The sequence below is a fragment of the Mycolicibacterium parafortuitum genome (assembly GCF_002086815.1).
Lineage (GTDB): Bacteria > Actinomycetota > Actinomycetes > Mycobacteriales > Mycobacteriaceae > Mycobacterium > Mycobacterium parafortuitum.
The window spans coordinates 1-26,573 of the sequence record NZ_MVID01000032.1 but is presented as its reverse complement, the minus strand read 5'-3'; the positions used below and the strand labels follow the sequence as shown (position 1 = coordinate 26,573).

Genomic DNA, 26,573 nt, shown 5'->3' with positions numbered 1-26,573 from the left:
CATCCGACTACGGTGACCGTCCATACTCTCGCCCACGGCCTCGGCGGCTCGACCGATCTCCCGATCCCGTACACGTACGCGCTGATCGGCGCCGCGTGGACGCTGACATTCACCTTCGCTCTCGTCGCGTTCGCCTGGCGCACACCGAAATTCGACGCGCAGCGGCCCGGGCGCGCACTCCCGGGATGGGTGACGCGCGCGGTCGACGCACCAACCACCCGCTGGGTTCTGGCCGCCGCGGCACTGCTGCTCACCGGCTGGGTCGCCGTCGCGGCGTTCCGTGGACCGCAGAACGCGGAGAACCCGCTTCCCGGCGTGTTCTACGTGCTGATCTGGGTCGGCGTGGTGGCGCTGTCGCTGGTGATCGGCCCGGTGTGGCGGGTGCTGTCCCCCGCTCGGGCGGTGCACCGTTTCCTCGGCGGGCGCACCCTCGGCGGCCGGTACCCCGAGAGACTCGGATACTGGCCGGCCGCAGCGGGTTTGTTCGCCTTCGTCTGGCTGGAGCTGGCCAGCCCCGATCCCGGTTCGCTGTCCGCGATCCGCACCTGGCTGCTGATCTACCTCGCGGTGACGCTGGCCGGCACGCTGTGGTGCGGTCCGCGATGGAACGCGAACGCCGACCCGTTCGAGGTGTACAGCGTTGTGGCATCCCGCTTTTCGCCACTGGGACGCAATCCCGACGGTCGGGTCGCGCTCGGGAACCCGTTCAATCGGCTGCTCACGCTGCCGGTGCGCCCGGGCGTGGTCGCGGTGCTGTCGGTGCTGCTGGGATCCACCGCGTTCGACAGCTTCTCCGCGATGCCGCAGATGCGCCGGTTCGTCGACGACGTCGCCGACTCGGCGCTCGCCGCGACCGCGCTGCGCACCGCCGGGCTGCTGCTGTTCGTCGGTGTCGTCGCGCTGACGTTCAGCCTCGCGGCCAGGTGCACCGGAGGGGTGGACGCCCGCACCCGCCGGGAACTGCCGGGACTGCTGGCCCATTCACTGATCCCGATCGTGCTGGGCTATGTCTTCGCCCACTATCTGACCTACCTCGTCGAGCGCGGCCAGCAAACCGTCTACCGGCTGTTCGGCCTCGACGCCGACGTCGTCTACGTGCTGTCCATGCATCCCACCCTGCTGGCCACGCTGAAAGTCGGATTCGTGCTGCTCGGGCACGTCGCCGGGGTGATCGCCGCCCACGACAGGGCGCTCACCGTGCTGCCCCGGCAGCACCAGCTGACCGGGCAGCTGGCGATGATGCTGGTCATGGTCGGCTACACGTTCACCGGTCTGTACCTCCTCTTCGGCGGATGAGAGCCGCGGTGGAAGACGTTAAGGTCGGCACGATGGCAGGCGGGAACTCAGCTGAGCAGGCGCTCACCGGGGGCACGCCGCAACGCGTCGGATGGTTCCGTTTCTACTTCGCCGACGAACGCTGGGAATGGTCCGACGAGGTCGCGATCCTGCACGGCTACGAGCCGGGCACCGTCACGCCGACCACGGAGCTGGTGCTCTCCCACCGCCATCCCGACGACCGCGTGGAGGTGGCCGGGATCATCGACCAGGTCCGGCACACCGACGTCGGGGAGCGCGCCTATTCGATGCGGCACCGGATCGTCGACACCCGCGGTGAGACCCACGAGGTCGTGATCATCGCCGACAAACTCCTCGACGAGGCGGGCCGCACGATCGGCACGCGCGGGTTCTGCGTCGACATGACGCCCAGCGATACGCAGACCAAGGCGGTGATCTCGGCGACACTGGCCGAGATCACCGAGAACCGCGCCGTCATCGAACAGGTCAAAGGCATGCTGATGCTGATCTACCGGGTCGACGACGACACCGCGTTCGAGTTGCTGCGCTGGCGTTCCCAGGAGACCAACGTCAAACTCCGTCTGCTCGCCGAACAGTTGGTGCGCGACTACGCCCAATTGGAGTACGACGAGACGCTGCCACCCCGCTCCGCGTTCGACCACCTGCTGTTGACCACCCACCTGCGGATGGAGCCCGGCGGCGATACCGTGAAGGGGTGACCCCTTCGGCGCCCAACCGAGCTCTCGTCATCGTCGACGTGCAGAACGACTTCTGCGAAGGTGGCTCACTGGCGGTCACCGGCGGTGCCGCCGTGGCGCGCGGGATCAGCGCGCTGCTCACCGGCGACGGCGGTGACGGCGATCCCGCAGGTTATCGACATGTGGTGGCCACCAAGGACTTTCACATAGACCCCGGCTCCCACTTCTCGGACCACCCGGACTACGTCGACTCCTGGCCCGTGCACTGCGTCGCCGAGACCGACGGCGCGCAGTTCCACCCCGACCTCGATACCGCGGCGATCGAGGAGGTGTTCCACAAGGGGCACTACTCGGCGGCCTACAGCGGGTTCGAGGGCACCGCCGAGGACGGCACCACGCTGGCCGACTGGCTACGGGCCCGCGGGGTCGACACCGTCGACGTGGTCGGTATCGCGACCGACTACTGCGTGAAGGCCACCGCGGCCGATGCGGCCGCCGCCGGCTTCACCACCAGGGTGCTGCTCGCGTTGACCGCGGGTGTGTCCGCGGCCACCACCGCCGAGGCGGTGACCGCGCTGAGCAGGGCGGGCGTCGAGGTCGTCGGCTAGGCAGGGTTTGCGCCACCCCGTAAACGGGCAGTTGAGCAGGCGCGCCCAGATCGACAGGAAGGTGCTTCCCAGTGACCACCGTCACCCCATCCACCACCACGTACGAACTATGGCCCGGTAAGGCCTACCCGTTGGGAGCCACCTACGACGGCTACGGTACGAACTTCGCGTTGTTCAGCGAGGTCGCCGAGAAGGTCGAGTTGTGCCTGTTCAGCGATGACGGGACCGAGACCCGGGTGAAGCTGCCCGAGGTCGACGGCTTCGTCTGGCACGGTTTCATCCCGAACATCGAGCCCGGCCAGCGGTACGGCTACCGCGTGTACGGGCCGTACGAGCCGGAGAACGGGCACCGCTGCAACCCGAACAAACTGCTGCTGGATCCGTACTCGAAAGCCATCGACGGCAGCTTCGAGTGGAACCAGTCGCTGTTCTCGTACAACTTCGGCGACCCGGACAGCCGCAACGACGACGACTCGGCGGCCAGCATGCCGAAGTCGGTGGTCGTCAACCCGTACTTCGACTGGGGGGTGGACCGTCCGCCCGGCCACGAGTACGCCGACACCGTGATCTACGAGGCGCACGTCAAGGGCCTGACCCAGACCCACCCGGACATCCCCGAGCAGATGCGCGGCACCTACGCCGCGGTGGCGCATCCGGCGATCATCGACCACCTGGTCTCGCTCGGTGTCAATGCGATCGAGCTGATGCCGGTGCACCATTTCGCCAACGACTCGACGCTGATCGACAAGGGCCTGTCGAACTACTGGGGCTACAACACCATCGGGTTCTTCGCACCGGACTCCAAGTACAGCTCCAACCCGAATCCGGGCGGGCAGGTGCAGGAGTTCAAGGCGATGGTGCGGGCGCTGCACGAGGCGGGCATCGAGGTCATCCTCGACGTGGTCTACAACCACACCGCCGAGGGCAACCACATGGGGCCGACCCTGTCGATGCGCGGCATCGACAACGCGGCGTACTACCAGCTCGTCGACGACGACAAGCGGTACTACATGGATTACACGGGCACCGGTAACAGCTTCAACGTCGGACACCCGCATTCGCTGCAACTCATCATGGATTCGCTGCGCTACTGGGTCACCGAGATGCACGTCGACGGGTTCCGCTTCGATCTCGCCTCGACGCTGGCCCGCGAGTTCTACGACGTCGACCGGCTCGCGACGTTCTTCGAACTCGTGCAGCAGGATCCGACCGTCAGCCAGGTCAAGCTGATCGCCGAGCCGTGGGATGTCGGCCCCGGCGGCTACCAGGTCGGCAACTTCCCGCCGCAGTGGACGGAGTGGAACGGCAAGTACCGCGACACCGTGCGCGACTTCTGGCGGGGCGAGGGCGCCAGCCTCGACGAGTTCGCCTACCGCCTGACCGGTTCGTCGGATCTCTACGAGCACACCGCGCGCAGGCCGGTGGCGTCGATCAACTTCGTGATCGCCCACGACGGCTTCACACTGCGGGATCTGGTGTCCTACAACGAGAAGCACAACGAGGCCAACGGCGAGGACAACAACGACGGCGAGAGCCACAACCGGTCGTGGAACTGCGGCGTGGAGGGGCCGACCGACGACGAGGAGATCCTCGCACTGCGCGCCAAGCAGGAGCGCAACTTCCTGACCACTCTGCTTCTGTCCCAAGGTGTCCCCATGATCTGCCACGGGGACGAACTCGGACGCACCCAGGGCGGCAACAACAACGGCTACTGCCAGGACAACGAGATCACCTGGATCGACTGGGCGAGTGTCGACGGCGACCTGCTGAAGTTCGCCAGGACGGTGTCGCAGCTGCGCGCCGAGCACCCGGTGTTTCGTCGCCGCCGGTTCTTCACCGGCAAGCCGGTCGGCAGGCGTGGCGAGTCCGGCAACCCCGACATCGCGTGGTTCACCCCGGACGGCGCGGAGATGACGGGCGAGGACTGGGGCGTCGGCTTCGCGAAGTCGCTGACGGTGTTCCTGAACGGACAGGGGATCCCGGACATGGACGCGCGCGGGCAGCGGGTCGTCGACGACTCGTTCCTGTTGTGCTTCAATGCCCATCACGAGCCCATCGAGTTCACGTTGCCGCCGAAGGAGTTCGCGTCGTCGTGGGTTCCGGTGATCTCGACGGCCGCACCCGAGGCGGTCGAGTCCGAGGAGCCGCTCGACGCCGAAGCGTCGGTCACGGTGGACGCGCGTGCCGTGCTGGTGCTCCGGGCGGCCGAGAACCCCTGACCCTCGGGGACCTCTGAAACCTGTTGTGCGCCACCGCGCTTACGCGGGCGAGTCGACTCCCTGCCGACGTAACGTTGTGTTAACTTGAAACGGCTGCAGCAACCGTGGTCGCCACCGGCCGGGCGGGCCGGGTGCAGGAGCCGAAGAGCGGCGGCGACCTGCCTGGGCGACCACGGTTGCCAGCTCAAAGAAACCTCTGTAACAGAGGTACTGTGGGGGGATGGAATCCACCACCGATCTCGCCGGTGAGCTCTTCGGCGCCGTCGGGCGGTTCCGGCGCCAGATGCGGCGCACCACCCGCCCGGGCTTCGACGGGACCGGTCTGACCCAGTCCCAGGTCGAGCTGCTCCGACTGGTCGGCCGCCACCCCGGCATCTCGGTGCGCGAAGCCGCGCACGAACTCGCGCTCGCACCCAACACCGCCTCGACTCTGGTGTCCAAACTCGTCGGCGACGGGTACCTGGTGCGCAGCGTCGACGCCACCGACCGGCGGGTGGGCCGGCTACGGCTGACCGAACCCGCACAGCAGGTCGCCGACGCGTCCCGCGCCGCGCGCCGGGAAGCCCTCGCCGCGGTCCTCGACCGCCTCGACGACGCCGACCGCGACGACCTGACACGCGGCCTGGCCGTGCTGACCCGGCTGACCAGGATGCTGCAACAGGAGACCCCGTGAACGCAGAGACAGACACCGCAGGGACAGACCTGGCGATCGACTGCCGCAACCTGACGCACCGCTACGGCGATTTCACCGCCGTCGACGATCTGACCCTGCAGGTGCGCGCCGGCGAGACCATGGGCCTGCTCGGCCCCAACGGCGCGGGCAAGACCACGGTGGTGCGGGTGCTGACCACCCTGACCCCCGCCCAGCACGGCCGGGTGTCGATCTTCGGGATGGACTCGCGCAAGCGCACCATGGATATCCGGCACAACATCGGCTATGTACCGCAACAGCTTTCGATCGAGTCCGCGTTGACGGGCAGGCAGAACGTCGAGCTTTTCGCCCGGCTCTACGACGTGCCGCGCGCGGTGCGCAGCCACCGCGTCGCCGACGCGCTGGACGCGATGCAATTGCTCGACGTCGCCGACGTGCCCGCCGGGTCGTACTCGGGTGGCATGGTGCGGCGGCTGGAGTTGGCGCAGGCGCTGGTGAACAAGCCGTCGCTGCTGCTGCTCGACGAGCCGACGGTCGGGCTGGACCCGATCGCGCGCGAGGGCGTGTGGAACCAGGTGCGCGGCATGCAGGCCGAGTTCGGCATGACAGTGCTGCTGACCACCCACTACATGGAGGAGGCCGACGTGCTGTGCGACCGGGTGGCGCTGATGGACCGGGGCCGGCTGCAGGCGGTGGGCAGCCCGGCGGAACTGAAACGCGAGGTCGCCCCGGAGGGGACCGAGGCGACGCTGGAGGACGTGTTCCGGCACTACGCCGGCTCCGCGCTGACCGGTGAGGCCAGGGACAGTTTCCGCGCGGTCCGCTCGAGCCGCAGGACGGCGCGCCGTGTCAGTTGAACCCAGGCCCCGGGTCGAGCTGGTCCTGGCGCCGCGTGGCTGGCGCCGGATCCGCGGCACCGCGGTGCGGATCGCCGCGTTCGCGCTCGTCGAGTTGCAAAAGCTGCGCCACGACCGCACCGAGTTGATCACCCGCATGGTCCAGCCCGCGCTGTGGTTGCTGATCTTCGGACAGACGTTCAGCCGCCTCGACGTCATCGACACCGGCGACGTCCCGTACCTGGCGTTTCTGGCGCCGGGCATCATCGCCCAGTCCGCGTTGTTCATCTCGATCTTCTACGGCATCCAGATCGTGTGGGACCGTGACGCCGGGATCCTGGCCAAGCTGATGGTCACCCCCGCGCCGGCGTCGGCGATCGTGACCGGCAAGGCGTTCGCGGCCGGGGTGCGTTCGGTCGTGCAGGTGATCGGCGTGGTGGCGCTGGCCTTCGTGCTCGGCGTGCAGCTGACCGGGAACCCGCTCAGGATCCTGGCCGCGATGGGTGTGGTGGTGCTCGGGTCGGCGTTCTTCGCGTGCCTGTCGATGGCGCTGGCCGGGCTGGTCCGCAACCGGGACCGGTTGATGGGGATCGGCCAGGCCATCACGATGCCGCTGTTCTTCGCGTCCAACGCGCTCTACCCGGTGGACGTGATGCCGCAGTGGCTGCGCTGGCTTTCGGCGGTGAACCCGCTGTCCTACGAGGTCAACGCCCTGCGCGGACTGCTCATCGGCACCCCGGCCAACGGGCTGCTCGACATCGCCGTGCTGGCGCTGGCGGCGGTACTCGGCGTCGTGGTGGCCTCGGCGCTGCTGCGCAGGCTGGTGCGGTGACGCCCGGCAACCCTCAGCCCAGGATGCGCTGGATCGAACGCATCGGGATCGGCAGCCAGGACGGCCGGAAGCGCGCCTCGTAGGCCGCCTCGTAGACGGCCTTGTCCAATTCGTAGGCCGCGAGCACGTCTGCGAACTGCCGCGGGTCGGTGCCGGCGGTCGCCGCGTATCCGTCGCAGAATGCCCTCGCGCTGCGGTCCACCCACGCTCGCGCCCGCTCGGCCATCCGGGCGTCGCCGCCGTCGTCGACGACCTTCTGGTAGGCCGCGTACTCGAACGACCGCAGCACCCCGGCGACGTCGCGCAGCGGCGAATCGGGACGCCGCCTTTCCTCCAGCGGTTGACCCGGTTCGCCCTCGAAGTCGATCAGCAACCAGTTCTCGGGGGTGCGCAGCACCTGGCCCAGATGCAGGTCGCCGTGGACCCGGTGCATGGTGATCTGCCGGCCGGAGAGGCGCCGGATCCGTTCCTCGACGGCCGCGGCGTACGGGGTCAGATCCGGTGCGGCCGCAACGGCGGACTCCAGACGCCGCAGCACCGTGTCGACCGGGAACTCCCCGAGGGAGGTGCCCAGCGCATCGGCCAGGGTCCGGTGCACCGAGGCGACCGCCCCACCGAGGCGGTAGGACTCGTCGGCGAAATCGCCGCCGACCTCGTTGGCGAACAGATCGCGGGCGCTGGCGGTGGCCATGTCCCAGCCCTCGGCGCTGTTGGCGGCGAACGCGGCGACCATGCCGAGCGCACACGGCGGCGACCCCGGCCCGGCCCACGTCGTCTCGAACGACCCGAGCAGCGTCGCGACGTGCGGGTTGCCCGCCCTGGCGAGCACCCGGTTGAGTTCGATGTCGGGGTTCACCCCCGGGGTGACGCGGCGAAACACCTTGAGCATCGCGTCTTTTCCGAAGATCACGCTGGTATTGCTCTGCTCGGCGCCCGAGACCCTCGCCGGCGCGCCGACGGGCAGCGCGGCACCCGGTTCCCTGCTGAACGTCAGCGCGCCGACGGTCGCCGACGAGTCGATCAGCGCCAGCAGCCGGCCGGCCGCCGCGGGGTTGAACAGCGCGTCGTAGCCGACGCGCCCGTTCGTGCCGGTACCGATCAGCGCGGCGTCGTCATAGCCCCCCGCCGAGCCATAGCCCCCCGACGAGCCGTAGCCCCCCGCCGAGCCGTCCTCCCACTGCACGAACACCTGATAGCGCTCGGTGAACCCGTCGGTGTAGGTGACGTCGAGCAGCACGTGTTCGAGGTCGTCACCGAGCGGTGTCACGACAGCCGGTTCGGCCGAGGCCAGTTCGCGACTGCGGCCGGCGTACCAGCGCCGGTGAACGATCCATTCGCCGTAGGCCAGCGTCATGCAGTGGAACCTACCCAGGCAGGCGGGTCGGCAATCCGGTGACGATCAGATCGGCGATCAGGCCAGGAATCGCTCGGCGCCCGCCGTGCGGACATACCGGGCGCTGTTGGCCTGCCGATAGCCGATCATCCCGCCGCTGACGGTCAGGAACAGCAGGCCGGCGACCCCGGGCAGCGCGACAGCGGCGATCTCGCCGACGGTCGGATTGGTCACGCCGCGCGCGAGCGTGCCCGCCCGCGGTGCGGGCCCGACGCCGGCGGGAGTGGCCTGAAGCGGTGCGGTGGTGCCGGGCGTGGGTGCGACCGAACCGCGGATCGCCGGGGTCCGCACACCGGCCATCCCGGGCGGGGCGAACGCGGGCGCCACCGCCGGATCGGCGGGGACACGGACCGGAAGGTGCGTGGGCCGGCCCGCGACGGTGGTGGCCCGCGGCACGGTCACCATCGGCGCCCGCAGCACGACAGGTTCGGTCACCACGGGACCGCCGCCGCCGTCGCCGCCGGTGGTGGTGCCGCTGAACGCATCCGCGACGGGCGGCCCGTCCTCCTGGGTTCGGAACGCCGGCCCCGGCGCGGGTGCCGGGTCGCGCATGATGCGCAACGCCCGCAGGTACTCCCCCAGTGTCGGCACCGGGATCGTCCAGGTGGTGTAGAAGTTCGACACCGACGGCCAGGTGCCGGGCGGGATCTCCCCGGGGTCCGGCAGCCGGATCCACGGCAGCGTGATCGAGTGGCTGTAGATCTGCGAGTTCGGAATCGTCCGCGCCGGCGGCGACGGCTCGGGCACCGCCGAGCTGCGGCCGCGGGTGGTCGGCGGGGTCACGACCTCTTCGGGCTCGGGATCAGGTTCCGGGACGACCTCGGGCGGGGCCGGGTCGACGTCCTCGATCACGGCGTCGTCGGACGGAGCGGCCGGTTCGTCGGGTTCGCTGGTCTCCTTCGGCGTCGATCCGGTGTCACCGGAATCGCCGGAATCGGTCTCGGAGCCGCCGGTGTCGCCCGTGGTTCCGGAATCCTGGCTCGATCCGTCGGTGTCACCGGGCTGGGCCCACGCGGGTGCCACGGTGGCGAAGCTGCCGAAGACGCCCCCGAAGATCAGTGTCGAGGAGAGCGCACCGGCCATCGCGAGGCGGCGAAGCTCCGCACCGGCCATCGTGCACCCACTCCAGAGATCTGTCTCGCGACGAGAATTGACCAAATTGTCGCATATGTGCACAACCCGGCGAGGGGCGTTGCGAATCGCCGGCCCGGGATAGGGTGCCGACGTGGCCACCGCAGGACAGACCCGCGATCACGGCGACCCGGGTGATGCCCCGACGATTCCGCCGCCGTTGACCGAACCCGCCAACCCCGTCCGGCCGTCGGCGGCCGAGGAGGCCCGCACCATCGCGGCGTCGACGAACAGCGGCACACTGGCCACGTTGACGTCCGACGGCGATCCCTGGGCTTCGTTCGTGACGTACGGCCTGCTCGGCGGCGCACCGGTGCTGTGTGTGTCCAACCTGGCCGAACACGGCCGCAATCTGGCGGGCGACCCCCGTGCGAGCATCGCGATCGTGGCCCCGGCGACCGACTCCGATCCGCTGGCCAACGCCCGGATCACGCTGGCGGGCCGGGTCGAGGCCCCGGCCGGCCCAGAGCGCGACGCCGCGCGCGAGGCGCACCTGGCCGCGGTCCCGGCGGCGAAGTACTACATCGACTACAGCGACTTCACACTGTGGGTGCTGCGGGTCTCGCGGGTGCGCTGGGTCGGCGGCTACGGCCGGATGGACTCCACCAGCGGCGAGGCCTACGCGGCGGCCGAACCGGACCCGGTGACGCCCCGGGCCGCGGGCGCGATCGCGCACCTGAACGACGACCACGCCGAATCGCTGGCCGCGATGGCACGCAGCCTCGGCGGCTACCCCGACACCACCGCGGCGACGTGCACCGGAGCCGACCGGTACGGCCTGGATCTGCGCGTCACGACGGACCGCGGGGTGGCCTACACCCGGATCGGTTACGCCGCCCCGCTGGCGTCGATCGACGAGCTGCGTTCGGCCGCGGTCGAGCTGACCCGACGTGCCCTACGATGACCCCCGTGTCCGACCGCTCGCAGACCTGGCAAGCCGCCTTCGACCTGATCCGCACACGCGGACACGAACGCCGCGAAGAGCCGTTCCGACTGGCCAGCGGCCAGCTCAGCCATGACTACATCGACGGCAAGTACGCCGTCGACACCGGTGAGCGGCTGCGGATCGTCTCCGAGGCCGTCGCCGAACTGGCCGCCGCCGAGGGCATCGAGTTCGACGCCGTCGGCGGGCTGACCATGGGCGCCGACCCGCTCGCGCACGGTGTCGCGATGGTGACCGGCGCGGCGTGGTTCTCGGTGCGCAAGGAACAGAAGACGCGGGGCCGCGAGCAGTGGGTCGAAGGCACCCGCTTGCAGCCGGGCACCCGGGTGCTGCTGGTCGACGACGTGATCAGCACCGGCGGGTCCACCGAGCTGGCGCTGGAACGCATCGCGCCGCTCGGGGTCGTCGTCACCGGGGTGATCCCGATGGTCGACCGCGGCGACATCGCGGCCGCACGGTTCGCCAAGCACGGCATCCCGTTCCGCGCGCTGGTCAGCTACCGGGACCTGGGCATCGAACCGGTCGCTGACGTCTAGGGCTGACGTCTAGGCCGGCGAGACCAGCACGCCGTCGGAGTCCAGACCGATCCGCACCGGGTCACCGGGCGTCAGACCCCGCGCCGCCGAACTGGCCATCTGGGCGCTGACCGTCGCATTGTCGGGCAGCGCGACGGTGACCCGCGAGATCGCGCCGAGGAACGACACCGCGCTGACCGTCGCCGCCCCGGCGGGATCCGCGGTCACGGTGATCGACTCCGGCCGCACCATCGCCACCCCTCCCCCGTCCACCGAGCCCGGCAGCGCGGGCACCGAGACACCCAGCAGCGCCGCGGTTCCGCCGGACACCGTGGCGGGCACCTTGTTGTTCAGGCCCACGAAGTCGGCGACGAACGGCGTCGCCGGGTGCGCGTACAGCTCGGCGGGTGCGGCGAGTTGTTCGAGCCTGCCCTGGTTCATCACTCCGACCCGGTCGGCGACGGCCAGCGCCTCCTCCTGGTCGTGGGTGACGAACAGCGTGGTGATGCCGACCTCGAGTTGCACCCGGCGGATCTCCTCGCGCAGCTGGGTGCGCACCTTCGCGTCGAGCGCGGACAGCGGTTCGTCGAGCAACAGCACGCGCGGCTGGATCGCCAGCGCGCGGGCCAGCGCCACCCGTTGCTGCTGGCCGCCGGAGAGCTCCTTGGCGTAGCGGCCGCCGAGGGCGCCCAACCCGACCAGCTCGAGCATCTCGGCGGCCCGGGACAGCCTGTCCCGCTTTCCTTTTCCGCGCATCTTCAGACCGAACGCGACGTTGTCGAGCACCGTCAGGTGCGGGAACAGGCTGTAGGCCTGGAACACCATCCCCATATCGCGCTTGTTGGCGGGCACCCGGCTGACGTCGGCACCGCCCACTGACACCGTGCCGGAGGTGGCCTCGTCGAGCCCGGCCAGGATGCGCAGCGCGGTGGTCTTACCGCACCCGGACGGCCCGAGCAGCGCGACCAGCTCGCCCGGGTCGATGTGCAGCGTCAGCCCGTCCAGCGCCCTGGTGGTGCCGTACACCCGGGTCAGCTCGGTCAGTTCGACGGCCACGCCTTGCGTCATACGGTCACTCCTGGGGTCTTCGGAGCCCGGTCGTCTGCTCCTCGCGCAAGCGCTCGTCGGTGGCGCCCCCGGGTGAGCAGGGACAGGATCAGCAGCAGCGCGAACCCGAACAGCAGCGTGGCCAGCGAGGCCGCCACCGAGGTCGGGCCGTCGCTCTTGCCGATCAGCACGATCTGCACCTGAAGCGTCTCGTAACCGGACAGCGACGCGATGGTGAACTCACCGAGCACCACCGCGATCGAGATGAACGCGGCCGACAGGATTCCCGACCAGATGTTGGGGACCACCACCCGGGTGATGGTGGTCAGCCAGCCCGCGCCGAGGGAGCGGGCGGCCTCGGTGAGCGTCTGGAGATCGATCGACGACAGTGCCGCGTCGAGCGCGCGGTACGCGAACGGCAGCACCACGACGATGTAGACGAACGTCAGCGTCAGTGCCGACTCGCCGAAGAAGTACACCACCCACAGATAGACGTTGCGCAGCCCGACGACGATCACCAGCGCCGGGATCGTCAGCGGCAGCAGGCACAGGAACTCCACGAGGCCCTTCGCCCACGGCGCGCGCAGCCGCACCCAGATCATGGTCGGCACCAACAGCACCAGCATCGCCGCGACGGTGAACACCGCGAGCAGCAGCGACACCACGATCGACCGGTACAGCGCCTCGTCGGTCACCAGGTGGGCCCACGCCTCCCATGTGCGTCCGCCGCCGACCAGGTTGCGGGTGGAGAAATCGGCCATCGCATACAGCGGGAACAGGAAGAACAGGCCGAACATGACCCAGAGTCCGCCCCGCACCGCCGCTTTCATGATGGGGCTTTCATGAGCCGGTCCTCATGAGAGCCACCGCGCACTGCGCCGCACCAGCAGGTTGTAGGCCACCATCACGACCGCGACGACGACGATCATCTCCAGCGCCAGCGCGTACGCGAAGCCGGCCTGCCCCAGCACCACCTCGCTGACCAGTGACGCGCGGATCAGCAGCGGCAGGATCGGACTGCCCTGGCTGACCAGCGCGGCGGCCGTCGCGTACGCGGCGAAAGCGTTGGCGAACAACAACAGTGCCGAGCCGAGGAACGCCGGCGTCAGCAGCGGGATCGCGACCTCACGCCAGTACGCCCACGTCGACGCGCCAAGGCTGACGGCGGCTTCGCGCCACTGCTCGCGGAGGCCCTCCAGCGCGGGGATGAACACGATCACCATCAGCGGGATCTGGAAGTACGTGTAGACCAGGATCAGGCCCGACAGGCTGTACAGCCACCCGGACCCGGCCAGGTTGAACCCGAACACCTGCTGCACCCACAGCGTCAGCACGCCGTTGAGCCCGACGGTGGCCAGGAACGCGAATGCCAGTGCGACACCGCCGAACTGCGCGAGCACGCTGCACAGCGACAGCACCGCGCGGCGCAGCATCGAGGTCGGCGGACTGCTGACGATCAGCCACGCCATCACCGCGCCGAAGAACGCGCCGAGCAGCGCCGTGGCCCCGGACAGCAGCACGCTGTTGGCCAGCGCGTTGAGCGCGGTTCCTGTGAACAGCGCCGCGATGCGGTCCAGCGAGAAGACGCCGTCGTCGTACACCGAGCCGACCACCACGGTGACTGTCGGGACGATCAGGAAGATCGCCACGACGGCCAGGAACGGCACCAGCGGCAGCGAGTCTCGCAGCCGCTGTGCCAGATTCACCGACGCCACTACTCAGCCGACCGCTGCGGCCCAGTTCTCCGCGAGGTACTTCGAGGCCTTCTCGGTCTGCTCCGGTGTCGGCACCGTCACCGGGCCCTCCACCACGGGCAGCGCGGCCGCGACCGCCGGGTCGAGCACGCCGTCGGCCTGCATGGTGTCGGCCCGCACCGGCCTGACACCGCCCTGGGCGTACAGGTTCTGGCCCTCGTCGCTGTACAGGAACTCCTGCCACAGCCGCGCGGCCGCGGGGTGCGGGGCGTCTTTGTTGATTGCCTGGTAGTAGTAGCCTGCCACCGCGTTGTCCGGGGGCACCACGACCGTCCAGGACGGCAGCTTCTTCGTCTCCGACGAATTGGTGTAGTTCCAGTCGATGACCACCGGGGTCTGACCGGACTCGATGGTCGCCGGGGTCGGGTCGACCGGGAGGAAGTTGCCCGCGTCCTTGAGCTTGCGGAAGAACTCCACCCCGGGGGCGATGTCGTCGGCCGAACCGCCCTGGGACAGCGCGACCATCAACACGCCGGAGAACGCGGCACCCGCCTGCGTCGGGTCGCCGTTGAGCGCGACCTTGCCCTGGTACTCGGGCTTGAGGAGGTCGTCGACGGTCGTCACCGGAGGCACCTTCGCCGAGTCGAAGCCGATCGACATGTAGCCGCCGTAGTCGTTGACCCAGGTGCCGTCGGGATCCTTGAACGCCGCGGGAATCTCGTCGAACGTCGCGACCTTGTAGGGCGCGAACATCGACGTGTTGGCCAGCGCGACGGACTGGCCGAGATCGAACACGTCGGGTGCGGTGCTGCGGCCCTTCTGCTGGTTGGCGGCGTTGATCTCGTCCTGGCTGGACGCGTCGGGCTGGGCCGAGTTGACCTTGATGCCGTACTTCTCGGAGAACGCCGCGATGATGGCTCCGTAGTTCGCCCAATCCGGCGGCAGCGCAATGACATTGAGTTCACCCTCGGCCTTGGCGGCCTCGACCAGGGCCTCCATGCCGCCGAAGTCCTCGGCCGAGGTGGCCTGTGCCGCGTCGGTCCCCGACCCGGCCGCACCGGAGTCGTCCTTCTCGGGCGGAGCGCACGCGACCGCACCGGCGGTCAGCAGCGCGGCGAACGAGGCCGCGAAGACCTTCGACAAGATCCGTTTTGGCATTGGTTGTGGCATGCCGAACCTTCCCACGAGTTACCGCGACGGTGCGGTGAATGAATCCATCCAGCCGAGGTGAACCCTACTCTGGTGCCATGTCAGATCCCGGGGCGTTCAACGCGACCGGCGTGTTCGCGGCCGCCCCGGTCGCGATGCTCGCCACGGCGGGGGCGGACGCGGTGCCGCATGTGGTTCCGGTGGTGTTCGCACTGCCCGAGGGCCGCATCGACATCCTCTACACCGCGGTCGACTCGAAGCCGAAGTCCACCCAGCGACTGCGCCGGCTGCGCAACATCGAGGCCAACGCCGCGGTGAGCCTGCTCGTCGACCACTACGACGACGACTGGTCGCGGTTGTGGTGGGTGCGGGCCGACGGTGTGGCCGCGATCCACCACAGCGGGGTGGAGATGGCGACGGGGTACGCACTGCTGCGCGACAAGTACCCGCAGTATCAGCGCGTCGAGCTCGACGGCCCGGTGGTGACCGTGGAGATCCGGCACTGGGCGTCCTGGTCTGGGGGTTAACCGGTAGGGCCGGTTCCGGTTCTCCGGAACCGGTTTGGGGGTCAGCCGGGCTGACTCGGCGCCGGCCGGAGCGCAGAGTCGAAACCATGTCCACCGGCCACCATGACGCGCAGCTCACCGCCCGCTTCGAACGCGATGTCGTCCCGATGATCTCGCAGCTTTACCGGCACGCCTACCGCCTCACCCGCGACCACGCCGACGCCGAGGATCTCCTGCAGGAGACCGCCGCGAAGGCCTACGCCGCGTTCGACACCTTCCACGACGGCACGAACCTGGCCGGCTGGCTGTACCGGATCATGCGCAACACCCACATCAGCGCCTACCGCAGGCAACTGCACCGGCCGACGCTGCAGTTCACCGACGAGTTCAGCGACGGACAACTGCTCGCACACAGCCGCACCAGCACCGCCACCGGCTCCACCGAGGACGTGGTACTGGCGGGCGCCAGCGATCCGGCGATCGCCGCGGCGATGCGCTCGCTGCCGGAGAAGTACCGCACGGCGGTCTACTACGCCGACGTCGAGGGGCGGAAGTTCCGCGAGATCGCCGCGCTGACCGACGTCCCGATCGGCACCGTGATGTCGCGGCTGCACCGCGGCCGCAAGCAGCTGCGCGACGCGCTGGCCGACATCGCCAGGGACCGCGGTTACCGCCTGCCCGCCGCGGCTTGAGCCCTGCGGTTCTCGGCCTCCAGCTGCTCCTCGTAGGCGCCCTCCCCACGGCCGAGCGCGACGGTGCCCGCCGCCATCGCGACCGTCGCGACGCCGATCGCGACCATGTCCCAGCGCCCGACGTTGAGGTGCTCCCCGAGCACCACCGCCCCCAGCACCACCGCGATCACCGGCTCGAGCACCAGCATGGTGGGCACCGAGGTCTGCAGCGATCCGGCGTGGAACGACGACTGCTGCAGCAGCATGGCCACCACCCCGAGCAGCGCCAGCAGGTACAGCACCGGCGTGGTCAGCACCGCGACGACGCCCTCGTGGGTGAGCAGATGCATGACCAGTTTCGTCAGCACCGCGACGACGCCGAACAGCACGCCGACCGCGACGGCCAGCATCACCGCCCGGATCCAGCCGGCGAACCGTGCCGCGACGATCACGCACGCCATCACCGCGGCCGTGCACACCACCGCGACGACCGCCGACGTGGTCAGCGACGCCTCGTAGTCCCCGGGGCTGGCCTTGGCGAGGATGACGAAGACCGCCAGCGCGACGGTCAGCAGCACCGCCCAGGCCCATTCGCCTCGCGTCACCCGCCGGTGCGCCAGCCGGGCACTCAGCGGCAGCGCGAACAGCAGCGCCGAGACCAGGATGGGCTGCACCAGCAGAAGTGAGCCGTTGGCCAGCGCCAGCGCCTGGAACACGAACCCGGCGATCGCCGCCGCGGTCCCCGCCCACCACAGCGGACGCCGGATCAGGGTCCGGAACATGACGGCGCTGACGCCGTCCTCGGCCGGGACGTCCAGGGTCGCGCGTTGCCGCACCACGATGCCGATTGCGAGAAAGACCGCAGCCAGGATCGCCAGCAGCACGGTGAGTCCATGGCCGATCACCCGCGCGAGTCTATTGGACTTGAGCGAGTGGGCGCCGAGCCGATTCGCGCAACGTCAGCACCGTCACAAGTGAGATCACCGCGGCGGTGATCAGGTAGAACGCGGGCGCGAGCGAGTTGCCGGTGCTGGCTGTCAGCCACGTCACCACATACGGGGTGGTGCCGCCGAACAGTGCGACGCACACGTTGTAGCCGACGGAGAAGCCGCTGAAGCGCACCCGGGTCGCGAACAGTTCGACCCCGGCCGAGACCGCACACGAGATGTACACCGATTCGATCGCGGCCAGCATGCAGTGCCCGGCGATCGCGGCGACCAGCGATCCGGAGGTCATCAGCAGGAACAGCGGGTAGCCGGCCACGATGAACGCGACCGCGCCGCCGATCAGCAGCGGGCGGCGCCCGACCCGGTCCGACAGCGCGGCCAGCGGCAGGATCAGGATCAGCGCGACGAGGCACGCCAGCGTGATGGACAGGAACGACTCCGACTTGGAGAACTCCAGGGTCTTGATGAAATACGTTGGCAGGAACGTGAATACCACGTAGTAGCCGATGTTGAACACGATGAACAGGCCGATCACCTGCAGGATCGGCCGCCACGATGTGGTGACGGCCTCCCGCAGCGGGGATTCGGCCTTCTTGTCCGCCTTGGCGAGTTCGGCGAACTGCGGGGTGTCGCCGAGGCGCAGCCGGATGTACAGGCCGACCAGCCCGAGCGGCCCGGCGATCAGGAACGGGATGCGCCAGCCGTAGCTGTCCATCGCCGCGGCGGGCAGCAACGCCTGCAGCAGCGTGACAGTGACCGAACCGGCCAGGAAGCCCACCACCCCCGACCAGGCCATGAACGTGATGGTCAGACCACGGCGCGCGTCGCTGGCGAACTCGGCGAGGTACACCGCGCCGCCGCCGTACTCACCGCCGGCGGAGAAGCCCTGCAGACAGCGCAGCACCAGCAACAGCAGCGGCGCCGCGACACCGATCGTCTCGTAGGTGGGCAGCAGGCCGATGCACAGCGTCGCCGCCGACATCAGCAGGATCACCACGGCCAGCACCTTCTGCCGCCCGATCCGGTCCCCGAGCGGACCGAAGAAGAAGCCGCCGAGCGGGCGCATGAAAAACGCCGCGGCGAAGATCGCGAACGTATTGAGCAGTGCGGCGGTGTCGTTGCCCGCCGGGAAGAAGTGCGCGGCGATGAATGTCGCGAGGAACCCGTAGATCGCGAAGTCGAACCACTCCACCGCGTTGCCGATGGACGCCCCGGTCACCACCCGGCGGATGTCGTTGTCGGGCCGCACGTCGACCATGTTCCACTCCCGGTTCCAGTCCCGAAAATAAGCGTGGCGCTGAGCATTTCGCTTACATCCCGGCATCGCTGACGACGCCGGGGGAAACATATCGTGCCGTCAGCGGCCTACGGCGCGCTTGGCCTTCTTGACCGCGTCGGCGGCGTCCCGGCTGATCTGTTTACCGTCGGCGTAGGCCTGCTCGGCTGTGCTCAACGCCTGCTCGGCGGTGCTCAACGCCTGCTCGGCGGTGGCGAGCCTGCGCTTGGCGTCGTCGTGCCTCAGCCGCGCGGCGGCGAGGTCGGCCTGCAGCTCGCTCAGCGCGGCATCGGCGTCCGCGCGGGCGCGTTCGGCGGCGGCGAGTTCGGCGCGTGCCGCCGCGCGGCCGTCGGGTTTCGGTGCCGACGATTTCGGTGCCGATGCTTTGGGTGCCGACGACTTGGGTGCCGCCTTGCGCGGCGCGGGCGCGACGGCCGCGCTGAACCCGAACTCCCCGAAACCCGACCACCGTTCGGCCTTCGTGAGCCGGCCCAGGCGTTCGGCGACCTCCGGATCGGCGATCGCGGCCTGCAGCGTCGCGGTCACGTCGTCGCGCAGCGCCCCCGACGGGGCGGGCAGGTCGGCGTCGGCGAACGCGGAGCGGGTCAGCCTGTCGACGAGGGCGCGCTGCTCGGCGGTCAGCGCCCGGATCGCGTCACCGTCCATCGACGAGTGCGCCTGGCGCAACTTCGATCCGAGCTCGGCCAGCTCCGATCGCGCGCTGCCGATGATCGCGAGCCGGTTCACCACCCACGCCGCGGTCGTCGGCTTGCGGCACCCGCTGATCCGGCGGGCCGCGTCGGTGTCGCCGTCCTTCTTGGCCGCGGCCGCGAGTGTGCCGCGCAGCGCGGTGAACTCCTCCGGTGCGGCGGAGTAGAGCTGGTCGAGAACGTCCTCCACCGTTATTCCTCCACGGCAAACCCCATCGGCGACAATCATCCCATCGACGCCACCTCGGATACCCACAATGCGCGACTGATCCGGCCCGCGATCGTGGTCGGTGCGCTCGGCGTGGTCTTCGGCGACATCGGCACCAGCCCGATCTACACGCTGGCGACGGTGTTCGACCCCGGCGACCCGCATCCGGTTCCGGTGTCCTCGCACAGCGTCTACGGCGTGGTGTCGCTGATCTTCTGGTCGGTGATGACGATCGTGACGCTGACCTACGTGACGCTGGTGATGCGGGCCGACAACCACGGCGAGGGCGGCATCATGGCGCTGATCACGCTGGTCCGGCGAAGCTGGACCAGCAGCGGTTCGGCACCGAAGACCCGGCACACCACGATGGTCCTGGCCGCGCTCGGGGTGTTCGGCGCCGCACTGTTCTTCGGCGACAGCATGATCACGCCGGCGATCTCGGTGCTGTCCGCGGTGGAGGGGCTGGCCGTCGTCGACCCGGACCTCAAGGACCTGGTCGTCCCGATCACCGCGGTGATCATCGTGGCGTTGTTCTCCGTGCAGCGCCGCGGCACCGCCGTGGTGGGCCGGTTCTTCGGGCCGGTGATGGTCGTGTGGTTCACCGCGATCGGCGCGCTGGGCATCGGCGGCATCGCCCGCAATCCGGACATCCTGCACGCGCTGTCGCCGGCCTACGCGTTCGTGTTCCTCACCGAGCATTTCCACATCGCGTTCTTCGCGCTGGCGGCGGTCGTCCTGGCCGTGACCGGCGCGGAGGCGCTGTACGCCGACATGGGTCACTTCGGCCGCAGGGCGATCACGGTCGGCTGGCTCGGCCTGGTGCTGCCCGCCTGCACCCTGAACTACTTCGGCCAGGGCGCCCTGGTGCTCGATGACCAAAGCACGGTCACCGCACCGTTTTTCCTGCTGATGCCGGAATGGTCGCGAATCCCGATGGTGCTGCTGGCGACCGCGGCGACGGTGATCGCGTCGCAGGCGGTGATCACCGGGGCGTTCTCGGTCGCCTCGCAGGCCGCGCAGCTCGGCTATCTGCCCAGGCTGCGCATCCTGCACACCTCGGCGTCCTCGATCGGGCAGGTCTACGTCCCGTGGATCAACGGGTTCCTGATGATCGCGGTGCTGATCCTGGTGTTCGCGTTCCGCAGTTCCTCGGCGCTGGCGTACGCGTTCGGCATGGCGGTGACCGGCACGATGACCATCACCACACTGCTGTTCCTGTATCTCGCGCGGACCCGCGCCCGCGCGCCGCTGTGGCTGATCGTGCTCGGCGGCGGCGCACTGCTGATCGTCGACGTGACGTTCTTCGCGGCGAACCTGACGAAACTCGTTCACGGCGCGTGGCTTCCGTTGCTGATCGGCGTCTGCGCGTTCACGGTGATGACGACCTGGCAGCGGGGACGGGTGCTGGTGACCAAGGCCAGGCGCCGCGCCGAGGGCCCGATGCGCGAGTTCATCGACGGCCTGGCCACCCGCGAGCCCCCGCTGCTGCGGCTGCCCGGCACCGCGGTGTTCCTCAACCGAGGCGACGACACCGCGCCGCTGTCGATGCGCACCAACGTCGAGCACAACCACGTGCTCGCCGAACACGTGGTGATCATCTCGCTGACCACCGAACCCGTGCCCCGTGTCCCGGACTACGACCGGATCACCGTCGACGACCTCGGCGCCGACGACGACGGGATCATCCACGTGCTGGCGCGGTTCGGCTACATGGACCGCATCGACGTGCCGCACACGCTGAGCCTGCTCGACCCGGCCCAGACCGAAGGCCCCCTGGATCTCGCCAACGCCACCTATTTCCTGTCGAAACTCGAACTCCGCCAAGGGGATGCACCGACGATGGCGCCGTGGCGCAAGCGGCTGTTCATCGCGACCTCACATCTGACCGCGGACGCGGCGGCGTCGTTCGGGCTGCCGCTGGACCGGACCGTGATCATCGGGTCGCGGATTCAGATCTGAATCAGGGCGCGTCGTCCAGATGTCGTTGCCGCAGTGTCGGTTCCCGACCGGGCGGCTGCTCGGGAGGCGGCAGCAGCGCCTTCTTCGGGCGCACCGGCACCCGGGTCTCCTCCGTCGTGGTGATCGTCAGCGACTGTCCCGCGTGCCGGATGGTCAACTCGCCGTGCGGTCCGTCCCGCAGTGTGTAGGTCACGGTCTCGTGGTCTGCCTCGACCGTGACCCGGAAATCGCGCCAGCGCAACCGGAACCGCAGCCGGGTGATGCCCGAGGGGAGCTGCGGATCGAGGGAGAGCATGCCCTCGTCGTCGCGAAGTCCGCCGAATCCGGCGACCAGCGCGATCCAGCCGCCGGCCAGCGACGCCAGATGCAGTCCGTCGCCGGTGTTGTGATGGAGGTTGCGCAGGTCGATCAGCGCCGCTTCGTACGCGTAGTCGTGGGCCAGTTCCAGATGCCCGACCTCGGCGCACATCACCGCCTGCGTGCACGCCGACAGCGACGAGTCCCTGGTGGTGCGGCGTTCGTAGTAGTCGACGTTGCGGGCCTTCTGCTCCGCGGTGAACGCGTGGCTCTGCCAATGCATGGCCAGCACCAGGTCGGCCTGTTTGACCACCTGGGTCGGGTACAGCCGCACATACGGTTCATGGAGCAGCAACGGATATTCGGTGTTGGACGTGAAGTCCCACTCCCGCAGGGTGGTGAATCCCTCACACTGCGGGTGCACCCCCAACTCCTCGTCGTACGGGATGTGCACGGCGTCGACGGCACCGCACCATGCCGCGGTCTCCTCGGAGTCCACACCCAGATCGCGTGCGGCATCCGGCCTTCGGGTGCACGCGTCGGCGGCGTAGTTCAGGTTGGCCGCGGCCATCAGGTTGGTGAACACGTTGTCCCGCACGATCGCGGTGTACTCGTCGGGGCCGGTGACCCCGTCGATGCGCCACCGGCCGTGCCGGTCGAAATGCCCGAGCGACATCCACATCCGGGCAGTCTCGACGAGAACCGCCAGGCCGCACTCCTTTTCGAGCGAATCGTCACCGGTGACCACCCGGTAGCGCTCGAACGCCATCGCGATGTCGGCGTTGACGTGGAAAGCCGCCGTCCCGGCCGGCCAGTACGCCGAGCACTCCTCGCCGTGGATGGTCCGCCACGGATAGCTGGCTCCTTCGAGGTCCAACTCGGCGGCCCGCGCGCGGGCAAGGTCCAGAATCGTGGCGCGCCAGCGCAACGCGTCGGCAGCCGCCCACGGCGCGGTGTAAGTCAGCACCGGCAGCACGAAACCCTCGGTGTCCCAGAACGCGTGGCCGTCGTAACCGGTTCCGGTCAGCCCCTTGCCCGCGATGGCCCGCCGCTCGGCACGGGCACTGGCCTGCAACACGTGGAACAGCCCGAACCGCACCGCCTGCTGGCAGTCCGCATCGCCGTCGACCTCGACGTCGGCGCAGTCCCAGAAGTCGTCGAGGTACTCGCGCTGCGAGCGCACCAGCCCGTCCCAGCCGGTGTACCGCGCTCCGGCGATATGGGCAGCGACCTGGTCGCGCAACGCCGGCGGGGAGCGCAGGCTCGACCAGCCGTAGGCGAGGAACTTGATCAGCCGAAGGCGCTCACCGGGTTTCAGCGCCGACACCACAGTGGTCCGGGCCCAGTGGTCCCCGGCGTCACCGCTGACCTCCACCCGTCCGTCGGACTCGATGACGTGATCCATCGCCGCCGCCATCGTCAGCTTGCTGGCCCTGGTGCGGTGGATCAGCAGCGCACCGCGCTCACTGACCTCGTGCTGCACCGCCTCCAGCGGTTTGTCCAGCGCGGCGGCCACCCGCGGGTCATCCTCGGGTTCGGGCTGATCCTCGTTGGCCACCAGTTCCGACTGCACGGTCAGCAGCACGTCGTCGACGGCCTCCACCACGTACTCGATCGCGGCCAGCCCGCGCTGCGCCAGCGACACCAGCCGCGTCGAGGTCACCTTCACCCGTTTACCCGACGGTGCCGTCCAGTCCGCCGACCGGGTCAGGACGCCGGCACGCATGTCGAGAACCCGTTCGTGCGAACGCAGGTCGCCGTACCGGACGTCGAACGGCTCGTCGTCGACCAGCAACCGGATCAGTTTGCCGTTGGTGACGTCGACGATCGACTGACCGTCCTCCGGATAGCCGAAACCCGCCTCCGCGTACGGCAACGGGCGGATCTCGTAGAAACCGTTCAAGTAGGTACCTGGCAGGCCGTGCGGCTCGCCTTCGTCGAGGTTGCCGCGCAGCCCGATGTGGCCGTTGGACAGTGCGAACACCGACTCGGACTCGGCCAGCTGTTCGAGCCTCAGCTCGGTCTCACGGATGCACCACGGTTCGACGGGAAAAGTCTCGTCGGAGATCATCATGAGTCGAGCAGCTCCCCCAGGTCGGTGACGACGATATCGGCGCCGTTCTCGCGTAGCGCTTCTGACTGTCCCGTGCGGTCCACGCCGACCACGAGGCCGAACTCGCCCGCCCGCCCCGCCGCCACGCCGGACAGCGCGTCCTCGAACACCGCCGCATCGGCGGGTGCGACGTCGAGTAGCGCGGCGGCACGCAGGAACGTGTCCGGGGCGGGCTTACCCGGCAGGTTCTCCTCGCGCAGGGTGACGCCGTCGACGCGCACCTCGATATAGCGGTCCAAGCCCGTCAGCTCCAGCACCTCCCGGGTGTTGGCGCTCGACGAGACCACCGCCCGCCGCAGGCCTGCCTCGGCGGCGGCCTGCAGATACCGGCGGGAGCCGTCGAACACCTCGACACCGTCGGTGCGCATCGTGTCCAGGAACATCTGGTTCTTGCGCTCCCCGAGCCGGGTCACGGTGTCCTCGTCCGCGGCGATGTCCCGGCTTCCCAGAAAGGAGCGGATCCCGTCGGCGCGGGGCTTGCCGTCGACGTACCTCGCGTAGTCCGGTCCGGCGTCGAACGGAACGAAGTCACCCCCGCGGGCGCGCAGATACTCGTCGAACATCGCCTTCCACGCGCGCCGGTGCACGCTCGCCGTATCGGTCAGCACGCCGTCGAGGTCGAACAGGCACGCGCGGATGTGTCCAGGGAGCCCGAGCATCTGCCCCCCATACCCCTCAGGCCAGGCCCATCAATCCCCGCAGTTCCGTGGTGCGCCACACCACCAGAACGGCGAAGACCACCAGCAGCGCGCCGACCGCGCCCGCCTGCACGAGGTTGCGCTGCTGCCGGGGCGCGTACCCGAACGCGGCGGCCACCAACGCGCCGGTGACCAGACCACCGACGTGACCCTGCCAGCTGATGTTCTGCGAGGTGACCAACGGGATGACGAACGTGAACACCAGGTTCAACACGATGATCACCATCACGGAGCGCACGTCCATGTTCAGCCGCTTACCGACCACGAACATCGCCCCGAACAATCCGAACACCGCCCCCGACGCGCCGGCGGTCAGCGCGTTGAGGGTCAGCAGATAGACCAGCACCGAGCCGCCGAGCGCGCTGACCACATACAGCGTGATGTAGCGCAGCCGGCCCAGTGCGATCTCCAGCGGCGGGCCGACGAAGTACAGCGCCAGCATGTTGAACGCGATGTGGGTCAGCCCGAAGTGCAGGAACGCCGAGGTCAGCAGCCGGTAGAGCTGCCCGTCGGCCACCGCGGGCGACCACAACCCGAAGGCCCGCTGCAGGTCCGGGGAGGCCATCTGCAGCGCGAAGACCAGCAGGTTGACGGCGATCAGGCTGTAGGTGACGACCGGGGTCATCGATGACGGACGCTGCGCGCCGAACACATTGGTGGCGGACCGCACCGTTCGCGCGGCCTCGCCGACGCAGTCCACGCACTGGTGACCGACCGCCGCGTCGCGCATGCATTCTCCGCAGATGAACCGGTTGCACCGGGTGCAGCGCACATAGGTCTGCCGGTCGGGATGGCGGTAGCAGGTGGGCACCTGCTGGTAGGGCTGGGGCTGGTGCGGATAGCTCACGTCAGAGCGTCCCGAACAGTTCGATGTGGTTGCCGTCGGGATCGGCGACGAACATCCAGCCCATCCCGGGCACCGGCGCGAACTCGGTGACCGGTTCGACGATCTCGTACGGCGATGCCTCGAATTGTTCGGCGACCGCGCGCAGCCCGTTGACGCCGATCGTGAAGTAGCGCAGCCCGGCCTGGGCCCGGCCGCCACCGGGCGCGGCCGCGGCCGACGGTGGCGTCGCGTAGGTGACGAGTTTGAGCACGCTGCCGCCGAGCGAGTACCGCCGTTGCGATCCGCCGTCGAACTCGATCTCGCCTTGGGGCTCGAGTTCGAGGAAGCCTTCGTAGAAGTCGACCATCGGGGCCAGGTCGGTGGTGACGAGCCCGACCTCGATGCCGGGTGTCAGCAGGTCCAGTTTCACAGCCACCAAACTATCTGGCGGCGTGATCCGGCGGTGCGGATAACGATTGGGCAACGACCTACATCACGATCAATTAAGCATTCCCGGCAAATTTTGAGAATGTTCAGAGGGCCGCGAGGGTTATTTCGTCGACAGCGAACGTCACCGACCGTATTGAGGCGAACATCACGGCCCGGATTTGTAACGTTGGACAGGCCGGTTTATTGACGCCGACTCATGACGTTTGGGCACTCCAGATCTCGGCTACCTTGGATTTCGGGCGGGGTAAGCAGTAACCGACGCACATCGCGTCATCGATGAGAAGGACCAATCCAACATGAATTTCAGTGGTAACACCGTGCGCCGTTCGCTGGCTGGTGTCGGGGCGGCATGTCTGTTCGGCGGCCTTGCCGCAGCAACCGTGGCCGGGCCGGTCGCCAATGCCCAGCCGGCGGACTGCACCGCCAGCGCACTGACCGGCACCGTGAGTTCGGTGACCGCGTCGGCGCGCCAGTATCTGGATACGCACCCGGGCGCCAACCAGGCGGTGACCGCCGCGATGAGCCAGCCGCGACCGGAAGCCGAGGCGAACCTGCGCGGCTACTTCACGGCCAATGCGAACGAGTACTACGAACTGCGCGGCATCCTGGCACCGCTCGGCGATGCGCAGCGCAACTGCAATGTGACCGTGCTGCCCGCCGACCTGCAGTCGGCCTACAACACGTTCATGGCAGGCTGATCTGTTCACCGGGACGGCGGCGGCGGGGTCATCCCCGTCGTCGCCGTTTTTTGGTCGCCACTCTCGAAAGCAATTAGACTCGCTTCCTATGAGGCTGACGAAACCGGCCGCGCTCGCCGCGACGGCACTGGTGAGCTGCTGTGTGCTCGCACCGGTGGCTTCCGCGCAGCCGGCGCCCGGCCCCACCCCGGCCCCCGCACC

At 69.1% G+C, this 26,573-nt stretch carries 26 protein-coding genes; 13 read left to right on the top strand and 13 right to left on the bottom strand.

Features of this window, described 5'->3' with window-relative positions; all coding sequences use genetic code 11:
• Positions 1-12 precede the first annotated feature (12 nt).
• The 7 genes from BST38_RS25175 to BST38_RS25145 all read left to right on the top strand — a co-directional run bounded on the left by BST38_RS25175 (position 13) and on the right by BST38_RS25145 (position 7,141).
• A complete protein-coding gene (locus tag BST38_RS25175) occupies positions 13-1,296 on the top strand; it encodes a hypothetical protein (RefSeq protein WP_083146221.1) in 1,284 nt (427 codons plus the stop codon).
• 32 nt (positions 1,297-1,328) lie between these two features.
• Complete coding sequence (locus tag BST38_RS25170) at positions 1,329-2,015, top strand: PAS and ANTAR domain-containing protein (protein ID WP_083146269.1); 687 nt, start codon at positions 1,329-1,331, stop codon at positions 2,013-2,015.
• Positions 2,012-2,602, top strand: coding sequence for an isochorismatase family protein (locus tag BST38_RS25165; protein WP_083146220.1), 591 nt, complete (start codon positions 2,012-2,014; stop codon positions 2,600-2,602). The genes BST38_RS25170 and BST38_RS25165 overlap by 4 nt, the downstream gene beginning before the upstream one ends.
• A gap of 71 nt (positions 2,603-2,673) precedes the next feature.
• Positions 2,674-4,821 (top strand): glycogen debranching protein GlgX, encoded by a 2,148-nt coding sequence (gene glgX, locus BST38_RS25160; RefSeq protein WP_083146219.1) that lies wholly within the window; start codon positions 2,674-2,676, stop codon positions 4,819-4,821.
• Between the two features lie 220 nt (positions 4,822-5,041).
• Positions 5,042-5,494 carry a MarR family winged helix-turn-helix transcriptional regulator gene (locus tag BST38_RS25155; protein WP_083146218.1) on the top strand — a complete coding sequence of 151 codons (453 nt, stop codon included), beginning with the start codon at positions 5,042-5,044 and terminating at the stop codon, positions 5,492-5,494.
• A complete protein-coding gene (locus BST38_RS25150; protein WP_083146217.1) occupies positions 5,491-6,330 on the top strand; it encodes an ATP-binding cassette domain-containing protein in 840 nt (279 codons plus the stop codon). The genes BST38_RS25155 and BST38_RS25150 overlap by 4 nt, the downstream gene beginning before the upstream one ends.
• Before the next feature lie 19 nt (positions 6,331-6,349).
• The gene (locus BST38_RS25145; RefSeq protein WP_420872559.1) at positions 6,350-7,141 is read left to right on the top strand and encodes an ABC transporter permease; all 792 of its coding nucleotides are present in this window, start codon (positions 6,350-6,352) and stop codon (positions 7,139-7,141) included.
• 13 nt (positions 7,142-7,154) lie between these two features.
• On the opposite strand, the gene BST38_RS25140 is transcribed toward BST38_RS25145, so the two are convergent.
• Together BST38_RS25140 and BST38_RS29575 are read right to left on the bottom strand one after the other, a co-directional pair.
• Positions 7,155-8,495 (bottom strand): maltokinase N-terminal cap-like domain-containing protein, encoded by a 1,341-nt coding sequence (locus BST38_RS25140; RefSeq protein WP_083146215.1) that lies wholly within the window; start codon positions 8,493-8,495, stop codon positions 7,155-7,157.
• Between the two features lie 57 nt (positions 8,496-8,552).
• A complete protein-coding gene (locus BST38_RS29575; protein ID WP_083146214.1) occupies positions 8,553-9,647 on the bottom strand; it encodes a hypothetical protein in 1,095 nt (364 codons plus the stop codon).
• Positions 9,648-9,759: 112 nt separating this feature from the next.
• Here BST38_RS29575 and BST38_RS25130 point away from each other — a divergent pair, with 112 nt between their 5' ends.
• Together BST38_RS25130 and BST38_RS25125 are read left to right on the top strand one after the other, a co-directional pair.
• The gene (locus tag BST38_RS25130; protein WP_083146213.1) at positions 9,760-10,569 is read left to right on the top strand and encodes a HugZ family pyridoxamine 5'-phosphate oxidase; all 810 of its coding nucleotides are present in this window, start codon (positions 9,760-9,762) and stop codon (positions 10,567-10,569) included.
• A complete protein-coding gene (locus BST38_RS25125; protein ID WP_083146212.1) occupies positions 10,566-11,144 on the top strand; it encodes an orotate phosphoribosyltransferase in 579 nt (192 codons plus the stop codon). Before BST38_RS25130 ends, BST38_RS25125 begins: the two co-directional genes overlap by 4 nt.
• 9 nt (positions 11,145-11,153) lie before the next feature.
• On the opposite strand, the gene BST38_RS25120 is transcribed toward BST38_RS25125, so the two are convergent.
• From BST38_RS25120 to BST38_RS25105, 4 genes are read right to left on the bottom strand one after another with little or no spacing between them, the layout of a single operon-like run.
• Positions 11,154-12,191 (bottom strand): ABC transporter ATP-binding protein, encoded by a 1,038-nt coding sequence (locus BST38_RS25120; protein WP_083146211.1) that lies wholly within the window; start codon positions 12,189-12,191, stop codon positions 11,154-11,156.
• Positions 12,188-13,000 (bottom strand): ABC transporter permease, encoded by an 813-nt coding sequence (locus BST38_RS25115; RefSeq protein ID WP_083146210.1) that lies wholly within the window; start codon positions 12,998-13,000, stop codon positions 12,188-12,190. Before BST38_RS25115 ends, BST38_RS25120 begins: the two co-directional genes overlap by 4 nt.
• Positions 13,001-13,024: 24 nt before the next feature.
• A complete protein-coding gene (locus tag BST38_RS25110; RefSeq protein WP_083146268.1) occupies positions 13,025-13,876 on the bottom strand; it encodes an ABC transporter permease in 852 nt (283 codons plus the stop codon).
• Between the two features lie 12 nt (positions 13,877-13,888).
• Complete coding sequence (locus BST38_RS25105; protein ID WP_083146209.1) at positions 13,889-15,022, bottom strand: ABC transporter substrate-binding protein; 1,134 nt, start codon at positions 15,020-15,022, stop codon at positions 13,889-13,891.
• Positions 15,023-15,111: 89 nt separating this feature from the next.
• On the opposite strand from BST38_RS25105, the gene BST38_RS25100 reads away from it, so the two are divergent.
• Entirely contained in the window at positions 15,112-15,540 is a 429-nt protein-coding gene (locus BST38_RS25100; protein ID WP_083146208.1) for a TIGR03668 family PPOX class F420-dependent oxidoreductase, read from the top strand.
• 86 nt (positions 15,541-15,626) lie between these two features.
• On the top strand, positions 15,627-16,211 hold the full coding sequence (locus BST38_RS25095; protein WP_083146207.1) for a sigma-70 family RNA polymerase sigma factor: 585 nt from the start codon (positions 15,627-15,629) through the stop codon (positions 16,209-16,211).
• Here the strand turns inward: BST38_RS25095 and BST38_RS25090 are convergent.
• From BST38_RS25090 to BST38_RS25080, 3 genes are all read right to left on the bottom strand, one after another.
• The gene (locus BST38_RS25090) at positions 16,187-17,095 is read right to left on the bottom strand and encodes a DMT family transporter (protein ID WP_181791967.1); all 909 of its coding nucleotides are present in this window, start codon (positions 17,093-17,095) and stop codon (positions 16,187-16,189) included. The two genes, BST38_RS25095 and BST38_RS25090, sit on opposite strands and share 25 nt — an antisense overlap.
• A 10-nt stretch (positions 17,096-17,105) precedes the next feature.
• Positions 17,106-18,395 (bottom strand): MFS transporter, encoded by a 1,290-nt coding sequence (locus BST38_RS25085; protein ID WP_083146206.1) that lies wholly within the window; start codon positions 18,393-18,395, stop codon positions 17,106-17,108.
• Positions 18,396-18,494: 99 nt separating this feature from the next.
• Positions 18,495-19,352 (bottom strand): hypothetical protein, encoded by an 858-nt coding sequence (locus tag BST38_RS25080; protein WP_083146266.1) that lies wholly within the window; start codon positions 19,350-19,352, stop codon positions 18,495-18,497.
• Between the two features lie 54 nt (positions 19,353-19,406).
• Between BST38_RS25080 and BST38_RS25075 the strand changes: the two genes are divergently transcribed.
• Positions 19,407-21,290 (top strand): potassium transporter Kup, encoded by a 1,884-nt coding sequence (locus BST38_RS25075; protein ID WP_207569367.1) that lies wholly within the window; start codon positions 19,407-19,409, stop codon positions 21,288-21,290.
• A gap of 1 nt (position 21,291) precedes the next feature.
• Here the strand turns inward: BST38_RS25075 and BST38_RS25070 are convergent, their stop codons facing one another.
• From BST38_RS25070 to BST38_RS25055, 4 genes are read right to left on the bottom strand one after another with little or no spacing between them, the layout of a single operon-like run.
• The gene (locus tag BST38_RS25070; protein WP_083146265.1) at positions 21,292-23,658 is read right to left on the bottom strand and encodes a glycoside hydrolase family 65 protein; all 2,367 of its coding nucleotides are present in this window, start codon (positions 23,656-23,658) and stop codon (positions 21,292-21,294) included.
• Positions 23,658-24,359, bottom strand: a complete 702-nt coding sequence (locus BST38_RS25065) for a beta-phosphoglucomutase family hydrolase (protein ID WP_083146205.1) — start codon at positions 24,357-24,359, stop codon at positions 23,658-23,660. Before BST38_RS25065 ends, BST38_RS25070 begins: the two co-directional genes overlap by 1 nt.
• Before the next feature lie 16 nt (positions 24,360-24,375).
• Positions 24,376-25,245: a rhomboid family intramembrane serine protease gene (locus BST38_RS25060; RefSeq protein WP_083146204.1), complete on the bottom strand. Its 870-nt coding sequence runs from the start codon at positions 25,243-25,245 to the stop codon at positions 24,376-24,378.
• 1 nt (position 25,246) lies between these two features.
• Entirely contained in the window at positions 25,247-25,660 is a 414-nt protein-coding gene (locus tag BST38_RS25055; RefSeq protein ID WP_083146263.1) for a VOC family protein, read from the bottom strand.
• A gap of 310 nt (positions 25,661-25,970) precedes the next feature.
• Here BST38_RS25055 and BST38_RS25050 point away from each other — a divergent pair, with 310 nt between their 5' ends.
• Positions 25,971-26,372: a heme-binding protein gene (locus BST38_RS25050; protein ID WP_083146203.1), complete on the top strand. Its 402-nt coding sequence runs from the start codon at positions 25,971-25,973 to the stop codon at positions 26,370-26,372.
• Positions 26,373-26,573: the final 201 nt, after the last annotated feature.